Annotated in this window: 11 protein-coding genes; 3 read left to right on the top strand and 8 right to left on the bottom strand. The window is 66.1% G+C overall.

Annotated features, from left to right (window positions below; translation table 11 throughout):
- On the bottom strand, window positions 1–407 hold a 407-nt coding region (locus tag JHC57_RS20015), incomplete at its 3' end, for an Hsp70 family protein (protein WP_294032355.1).
- A 166-nt stretch (window positions 408–573) separates the two neighbouring features.
- Here JHC57_RS20015 and JHC57_RS20010 point away from each other — a divergent pair.
- The 3 genes from JHC57_RS20010 to rmuC are packed head-to-tail and all read left to right on the top strand — an operon-like array spanning window position 574 to window position 2987.
- Window positions 574–1107 carry a copper chaperone PCu(A)C gene (locus JHC57_RS20010; protein ID WP_294032354.1) on the top strand — a complete coding sequence of 178 codons (534 nt, stop codon included), beginning with the start codon at window positions 574–576 and terminating at the stop codon, window positions 1105–1107.
- A gap of 6 nt (window positions 1108–1113) precedes the next feature.
- Entirely contained in the window at window positions 1114–1599 is a 486-nt protein-coding gene (locus JHC57_RS20005) for a vgr related protein (protein ID WP_294032353.1), read from the top strand.
- A 47-nt stretch (window positions 1600–1646) separates the two neighbouring features.
- Window positions 1647–2987 carry a DNA recombination protein RmuC gene (gene rmuC / locus JHC57_RS20000; RefSeq protein ID WP_294032352.1) on the top strand — a complete coding sequence of 447 codons (1341 nt, stop codon included), beginning with the start codon at window positions 1647–1649 and terminating at the stop codon, window positions 2985–2987.
- Window positions 2988–2991: 4 nt separating this feature from the next.
- On the opposite strand, the gene JHC57_RS19995 is transcribed toward rmuC, so the two are convergent.
- From JHC57_RS19995 to JHC57_RS19965, 7 genes are all read right to left on the bottom strand, one after another.
- Window positions 2992–3696: an META domain-containing protein gene (locus tag JHC57_RS19995; protein ID WP_294032351.1), complete on the bottom strand. Its 705-nt coding sequence runs from the start codon at window positions 3694–3696 to the stop codon at window positions 2992–2994.
- A gap of 52 nt (window positions 3697–3748) precedes the next feature.
- Window positions 3749–4567, bottom strand: coding sequence for an RNA methyltransferase (locus tag JHC57_RS19990; protein ID WP_294032350.1), 819 nt, complete (start codon window positions 4565–4567; stop codon window positions 3749–3751).
- Between the two features lie 4 nt (window positions 4568–4571).
- Complete coding sequence (locus JHC57_RS19985; RefSeq protein WP_294032349.1) at window positions 4572–4850, bottom strand: HPr family phosphocarrier protein; 279 nt, start codon at window positions 4848–4850, stop codon at window positions 4572–4574.
- Window positions 4847–5275: a PTS sugar transporter subunit IIA gene (locus tag JHC57_RS19980; RefSeq protein ID WP_294032348.1), complete on the bottom strand. Its 429-nt coding sequence runs from the start codon at window positions 5273–5275 to the stop codon at window positions 4847–4849. Before JHC57_RS19980 ends, JHC57_RS19985 begins: the two co-directional genes overlap by 4 nt.
- A gap of 14 nt (window positions 5276–5289) precedes the next feature.
- Window positions 5290–6228 carry an RNase adapter RapZ gene (gene rapZ, locus JHC57_RS19975; protein WP_294032347.1) on the bottom strand — a complete coding sequence of 313 codons (939 nt, stop codon included), beginning with the start codon at window positions 6226–6228 and terminating at the stop codon, window positions 5290–5292.
- Entirely contained in the window at window positions 6225–6671 is a 447-nt protein-coding gene (locus tag JHC57_RS19970; protein WP_294032346.1) for an HPr kinase/phosphorylase, read from the bottom strand. The genes rapZ and JHC57_RS19970 overlap by 4 nt, the downstream gene beginning before the upstream one ends.
- Before the next feature lie 53 nt (window positions 6672–6724).
- Window positions 6725–7404: HAMP domain-containing sensor histidine kinase (locus JHC57_RS19965; protein WP_294032345.1), on the bottom strand; the 680-nt coding region annotated here is incomplete at its 5' end.

Genomic DNA, 7404 nt, shown 5'->3' with positions numbered 1-7404 from the left:
TCGACCTTTTCGCCCAGATAGGCTTCGGCGGTTTCCTTCATCTTCTGAAGGATGAACGCGCTGATCTGCGACGGCGAATAATCCTCGCCGCCCGCCTTGACCCACGCGTCGCCGTTCGAGCCCTTGGCGATGGCATAAGGGACGAGCTCCATGTCCTTCTTGGTCATCGGATCGTCGAAGCGGCGGCCGATCAGGCGCTTCACCGCAAAAATCGTGTTTTCGGGATTGGTGACGGCCTGGCGCTTCGCCGGCTGGCCGATCAGGCGCTCGCCATCCTTCGCGAAGGCGACGATCGACGGGGTCGTGCGCGTGCCTTCGACATTTTCGATAACCTTGGGTTTTCCGCCTTCCATCACCGCGACACAGCTGTTCGTGGTGCCGAGGTCGATCCCGATCACTTTGGCCATTTGTTACTCGTCCTTGTTGCTTCTCCGGCGCCCTGAAAAGGCACGCCGTCCGTTGAGTCCCATGGGGGGTTTCTGGGGGCGATATAGGTGCGCTTATCCTTGGCACAAGGGCTTTCAGGGCTTATCGGGGACGGGAAATGACGCGCTTTTACGGAGTCCTCCCGAAATGAAACCTTTTGCGATCCTCGCTCTTGCCGCCGCGGCGCTGACGTTGAACGGCTGCGGCGAAAATCTGGGCGCCGGAAAGCCGCTGAACGTCGTCAGCGGGCACATCGTGATGGGGGCGACGCCGGACCGCCCCGCGGTCGGCTATTTCCGCGTGCAGGGCGGCCCGCAGCCGGTCGAGCTCGTCGCGGTGACCGCCGACCTCGCGCAGCGCGTCGAGATGCACGAAAGCGTGCGCGAGAATGGCGTCGTGACGATGAAGCCGCTGCTGCGCGCCGACGTGCCGGCCAAGGGCGAGCTGGTGTTCAAACAGGGCGGCAAGCATCTGATGATCTGGGGCATCAACGGCGCCGCGGTGCGCGCGGGCAAGCTGCCGATGGCGTTCGTCTTCACCAACAACAACAACGAACGCATCCTTTTCGATATGGTGATCAAGCCCGCCGAAGGTGCCGACGCCGCCGACCATGGCGCGATGGACCATGGCTCGATGGAGAAGGGCGCCGAAACGGCGGCGCCGGACGCCGCGAAGAAATAAGCATCGGTGCCGCGTCCGTCGCGACCTCTGACGCCTGGCGAAATCGCGCTCGCCCGGTCGGTGTTCGGCGACGCGATCGCCTATGACCGCGTGCGGGTGAACAACCATAAATGGATATTCTTCCAGCCGCGCCACATCGTCATGGCGCCGATGGGCAGCCTGCATTTCAATCCGCATGGCGAGCTTTATTGCGACGATTTCAGCGCGGCGTCGCAGCGCCTGCAGGGCCTGTTCATCCACGAGATGACGCATGTCTGGCAGGCGCAGACGCGCGGCCGCTGGTATCTGGTGCTGATGCGCCATCCGTTCGCGACTTACAGCTACAGCCTCAAGCCCGGCCGGCTTCTCGAACGTTACGGACTCGAACAGCAGGCCGAGATCGTCCGCCATTACTGGTTGCTCACGCAGGGCATGGTCGTCGGCGGCGCGCCGGGTGTCGATGCCTATCGCGCGATCCTGCCATCCTCATGGGGCGCGGCAAGATGCGAGTGACAATTACCGACTAGCCAGAGGGACGGTGTTCGTCCTATGTTCCTGCCATGGATGGAACCGCACTCGTCGTCGCCCTTATCGCCCTCGCTATCGGCGGCCTCATCGGCTGGCTTTTCGCCGGCCGGCAATCGGGGGCGCTCAAGGCCGAGCGCGACGGGCTTTCGGAGCGGTTCAAGACGGCGGTGACCGACCTTGCCGCCGAGGCCGAGGCGCGCAAGGCGGCCGATATCCGGCTCGCGGCATTGCTCAGCGAGCAAAAGGCGCGCGATGAGGCGCATGACATGCAGATCGCGCAGCTCAAAGATGCGCAGGCGGCGCTGACGGCGCAGTTCCGCGAGGTCGGGCAGACGATGCTCGGCGAGGCGCAAAAGGCGTTTCTCGAACGCGCCGACGCGCGCTTCCGCCAGAGCGAGGAGACGGCCGGGCAGAATCTCAGGGCCTTGCTCAGCCCCGTCCACGACCGGCTGCAGAAATATGAAGAAGCCGTCGGCAAGGTCGAGGCCGAGCGGCGCGACGCGTTCGGCCTGCTCCACGGCCAGATCGCGGCGATGCGCGAAGGCACCGAGCGTGTGTCGAGCGAGGCCGCGAAGCTCGTCAATGCGCTGCGCAACGCCCCGAAGGCGCGCGGGCGCTGGGGCGAGCAGCAGCTTCGCAACGTACTCGAAAGCTGCGGCCTCTCCGAACATGCCGATTTCCAGACCGAGGTCAGCGTCGAAGGCGACGGCGGACGGCTGCGCCCCGACGTCGTGGTGAAGGTGCCCGGCGGGCAAAGCCTTGTCATCGACGCAAAGGTATCGCTCAACGCCTATCAGGATGCGTTCGGCGCGCTCGACGAGCGCGAAAAGGCGGTACATCTCGCGGCGCATGCCGCGGCGATGAAGGCGCATGTCAACACGCTCGGCGCCAAGGCCTATTGGAACCAGTTCGCCGACACCCCCGATTTCGTCGTGATGTTTGTGCCCGGCGAACATTTTCTCGCCGCCGCGCTCGATCAGGATCCCGCGCTCTGGGACTATGCGTTCGAACGCAAGGTGCTGCTCGCGACGCCGACCAACCTCATCGCGATCGCGCGGACCGTCGCGGCGGTGTGGCGGCAGGAAAAACTGGCCAACCAGGCGCGCGAGATCGCCGCGCTCGGCAAGGATCTTTACGCGCGCATGTCGGTGATGGGGGCGCACATCGCGCGCGTCGGCAAAAATCTCGATCAGGCCACCGGCGCGTACAACGCCTTCGTCGGCAGCTTCGAATCGCAGGTGCTGACGCAGGCGAAGCGTTTCGAGACGCTCGACATCGAAACCGGTGACAAGGAAATTCCGGCGCTTCCGGTCGCGGAGCAGGCGGCGCGTCCGCTTTCGAAGCTGTCGGGTGCGGGCGGCGCCAACGACTGACGCGTCAGATCGCGCGCTTCAGCACCGCCGTCTGTCCGCCCGATCCTGTCAAAATCAGCGTCCCGTCGTCGGCAAAGGTCAGGCTGACCGGCGCCGTCATCAGCTTGAAGAAGGCCTGTTCCAACTCCATTCCCGGACATGCCATTTCGGTCGCCATCAGCGGCCCGGCCTTGAGCGTGCCGCCATCGACCGAATAGGTCCCCGAAAAGCGATTGCAGCCCGCGCTGCCGCTAAGCCGGTTTCCGTCGAATTGCAGTGCCGTCGGCCGGTCACCCGCGACGGGCGTGCCGCCGATCGACACGAAGATCCAGTTGGTGCCGGCAAGTTCGGTCGGCGGCAGGATCTTGCCGCCACAGCCCTTCACCGTCTTGCCGTCGGCGGTCACCGTCACCTTATCGTGATAGCGGCGGTCGCTCATCCCGTCGCTGCATTTCGCGTGGGTGACGTTGATCGTCAGCCGGTCGGTGACATAGCGCTCGCCATTGAACGACGGCTTCGCGCCGGGGTTCGGCGCCATGATCTTCGTCTCGCCATAGTCACCATCATAGTTGAGCCGCGACGGCGTGATTTCGAGCGTCCAACCGGGCTCGGTGCCGAGCGCCATATAGGCCGCGGGCTGCTCGCCCGGGCCTTGCGGCGGCGTTTCGGCGGCGGGCGCGCAGGCGGCGAGGGCAAGGATAAAAGCGGCGGGTAGGGCGATCCTGATCATGCGGCACCTTCTGAACGCTTCATGCTGATCGATCGATGAACGGCGTGGCGGCCTATCGGTTCCGCCGCTGGTTCAGCACCTCATACGCCATCACCGCGGTCGCGACCGCGGCGTTGAGGCTGTCGGCCTTGCCCATCATCGGCATCTTCACGCGGACGTCGGCGGCGGCGGCATAGTCGGCGGGCATGCCCTGCGATTCATTGCCGGTCAGGATGAAGGTCGGGGCGGCATAACGCACCGCCTGATAATCCTCGGTGTCGCCGCCAAGCCATGTTGCGACAAGCTGGCCGGCTCCGGAACGCAGCCACGGCAGGAACGCCTCCCAGCGTGCAACCACCAGCTTCTGGGTGAAGATCGCCCCCATGCTGGCGCGCACCGCCTCGACCGCATAGGGATCGGTGCTCTCGCCGAGGAGGATCAGTCCGCCTGCGCCGACCGCATCGCCGGTGCGCAGCATCGTGCCGAGATTGCCGGGGTCGCGCAGCCGCTCGGCGACGAGCCAGATCGGTGCCGCGTCACGGTCGAGATCGGCGAGCGTCGTTCCGGGTTCGGCGTAGATACCGACGACGGTCTGCGGATTGTCCTTGCCCGACAGCTTCGACAGGATCGCTCCCGTCGTATCGATGACCTCGCCGCCAGCCGCGACCGTGTCGGCGACAAGCGCCTTCGCCAGCGGATGCGTATCGCCTTCGGGGCCGAGGAACAGCCATTGCGGTAGAATGCCCGCCTCGCGCGCCTCGGTCGCGATGCGCAGCCCTTCGGCGAGAAACAGGCCCTCCTCGCGGCGATGGCGCTTCTCGCGCAGCAGCCGCATCCGCTTGATCAGCGGATTGGACAGGCTCTCGATCTGGGAACGGCGGCCGGTGGCCATGGCGTCAATCCTCGCCGAAGCTGTCCTTGACCAGCCCGACCAGCTTCAGCAGTGCGGCGTCTGCGCCGTCGCCCCTCGTATGGATCGTGATCGAATCGCCCTTCGCGGCGCCGAGCATCATCAAGCCCATGATCGAGGTGCCGTTGACGCGCGATCCGCCCTTCTCGACCTCGACCGACACGCTTTCGGGCAGGCGGCTGACGAAGGTCACGAACTTGGCGCTCGCGCGCGCGTGAAGACCGCGCTGGTTGGTGATTTCGACGGTTTCGGAAACCTCGTTCATGGTCCCACCCCCAGCATTTCCGACGCGACCGAGATATATTTCTGGCCGGCCTCCTTCGCCGCGATCACCGCAGCGCGCAATTCCATGGTCTTGCGCGCGCTTTCGAGGCGGATCAGCATCGGCAGATTGACCCCGGCGATCACCTCGGTGCGCCCCGCCTCGAGCAGGCTGATCGCGAGGTTCGACGGCGTGCCGCCGAACAGGTCGGTCAGCATCACGACGCCGCGGCCCTCATCGACCTTGCGAATCGCGTCGGCGATTTCCTTGCGGCGCATCTCCATATTGTCGTTGGGGCCGATGCATACGGTCGCGACGGCGCGCTGCGGCCCGACGACATGCTCCATCGCGCGCACCATTTCCTCGGCAAGGCGGCCGTGGGTGACGAGCACCATTCCCAGAAGCGGCAGAGCCTTATCGTTCGGCATGCAGTCGTCGACCCTTATGTTTTGCCGCCGGATGCGGGAGACGCGGGCGGGGGCCTGCCCTCAAGCCCATCTTGCGGGGCGGAGTCAAGATTGCGGTGGGTCAGCGTTGGCTCATATCCGGACTCGCGTAGCGTTTGGGCAACACGCGCCGCGACATGGACCGAGCGGTGGCGCCCCCCGGTGCAGCCGAAAGCGATGGTGACATAGCTTTTGCCCTCCGCCCGGTAGCGCGGCAGCAGGGTGAGGATCAGTTTCTCGATCTGCGACACGCTGTCTTCATAGGCGGGGTCGGCGATCACATAGGCGGCGACATTGGCGTCGAGCCCTGTCCCGGGCTTGAGCTTCGGGTCCCAGTGCGGATTGCGCAGATAGCGCATGTCGAACACCAGGTCGGCATTGCGCGGCAATCCGCGCGCGAAACCGAAGCTCATGACGTTGAGTACCGGCTCGCCCTCGTCGGTATCGCCGAACCGCTGGCGGATTTCCTGCTGCAGATCGTTGCTGCTGTAATTGGTCGTGTCGACGACATGCTCGGCCCAACGGCGGAGCGGCTCCATCATCTCGCGCTCGCGCGCGATCCCGTCGGCGGCGGGGCGGTCCTCGGCCATCGGGTGCCGCCGGCGCGTTTCCGAGAAGCGGCGCTCGAGCTCGGCGCCCGCGCAGTCGAGAAAGAGCGTCTGGATGTCGCGCCCGCCGGCCTCGCGCAAATCCTTGATCCGCCGCACGAGCAGCGCGGGCCGGAAGCCGCGGCTGCGGCTGTCGATTCCGATCGCGAGCGGGCGCCCCGCCTCGCTGCGCTGCACCGGCGCCTCGATCAGCGTTTCGAGCAGCGCGAGGGGCAGGTTGTCGACGACCTCCCAGCCCAGGTCCTCGAGCACCTTGAGCACGGTCGACTTGCCCGCACCCGACAGGCCGGTCACCAGCAACAGGCGCGATTCGGCATTCCCGCTCATGCGCCGGGCGCCAGCTGTTCGAGCGCGAGCATGATCTTGATCGGCGCCGACGCCTCAAAGGCCGAGAGCAGCAGCGCGGGCAGCGGGCGGCCTGCGACGGTCTCGACCTGATTGACGGCGGGCATGCGATCGTAACGGTCGGTCAGCCGCACCGCGAGCGCCAGCGGCACGGGCGCCGTCCACGGGCGCTCGATGATCCCGATTCCGCGTACCTCGAGCTTGCCGGCCAGATTTTCCGGCGGACGGCACCACAGGCGATCACGTTCGGACCAGATGTCGCAGCGATCGTCGGCGACCAGTCTCGCGCCGCGGTCGATCAGCCGCAGTGCAAGGTCCGACTTCCCCTGACCCGAATTGCCGAGAATCAGCACGCCGCCATTGCCCGCGGCGACGCAGCTGGCGTGGATATTGACGATTTCCGTTTTGGTCCGGCTCGGAAGCATCGCGCAGGCTTACCGGCGCGGATGCGGCGCTGCAAGGCGATAGGAGGAAGGAATCAGCCCGCCACCTGCCCGCTATCGCGTGCCGGGAGGGTGATCAGCATGCTGGCACCGGGTTTGGCGTCGTCCCGGTCCCGCGCGTTGATCGTGCCACTATGTCCCTCGACAATCGTCCGCGCGATCGCGAGACCCAGCCCGCTGTGGCGGCCAAAGGCCTCGCCGGCCGGGCGCTCGCTGTGGAAACGACGGAAAATGGCGTCACGCTGCTCGGGTTCGATGCCGGGACCGTCGTCGTCGACCTTGATATGCACTTCATCGCCAAGGCGGGTCGCCGAGATGCAGACCAGTCCCGCGGCGGGAGAGAAGCTGATCGCATTGTCGATGACATTGTCGATCGCGCGTTCGAGCCGGTGGCCATCGCCCATGACGACGGTCGTACCCTTGCGCGGCCGTGCGAAGGCGACGCGCGGATGCGGCGCCGCGGCATCGACGCGCGCCGCGCGCGACGCGAGCATCGATTCGATCATCATCCCGACATCGATCGGCTCGAACAGGGTGCGCGACAGCTGCGCGTCGACGCGACTCGCCTCGCTGATGTCGTTCACCAGCCGGTCGAGCCGGCGCACATCCTCGTCGGCTATCGCGAGCAGCTGCGCGCGCTGCTCGTCGGTCCTGACCCGCCCCAGCCCCTCGATCGCCGAGCGCACCGAGGCGATCGGGTTCTTGAGCTCGTGCG

The sequence above is a fragment of the Sphingopyxis sp. genome (assembly GCF_016463645.1).
In the GTDB taxonomy this organism is placed as follows: Bacteria; Pseudomonadota; Alphaproteobacteria; order Sphingomonadales; family Sphingomonadaceae; genus Sphingopyxis.
This window is presented reverse-complemented; position numbering and strand designations above follow the sequence as displayed.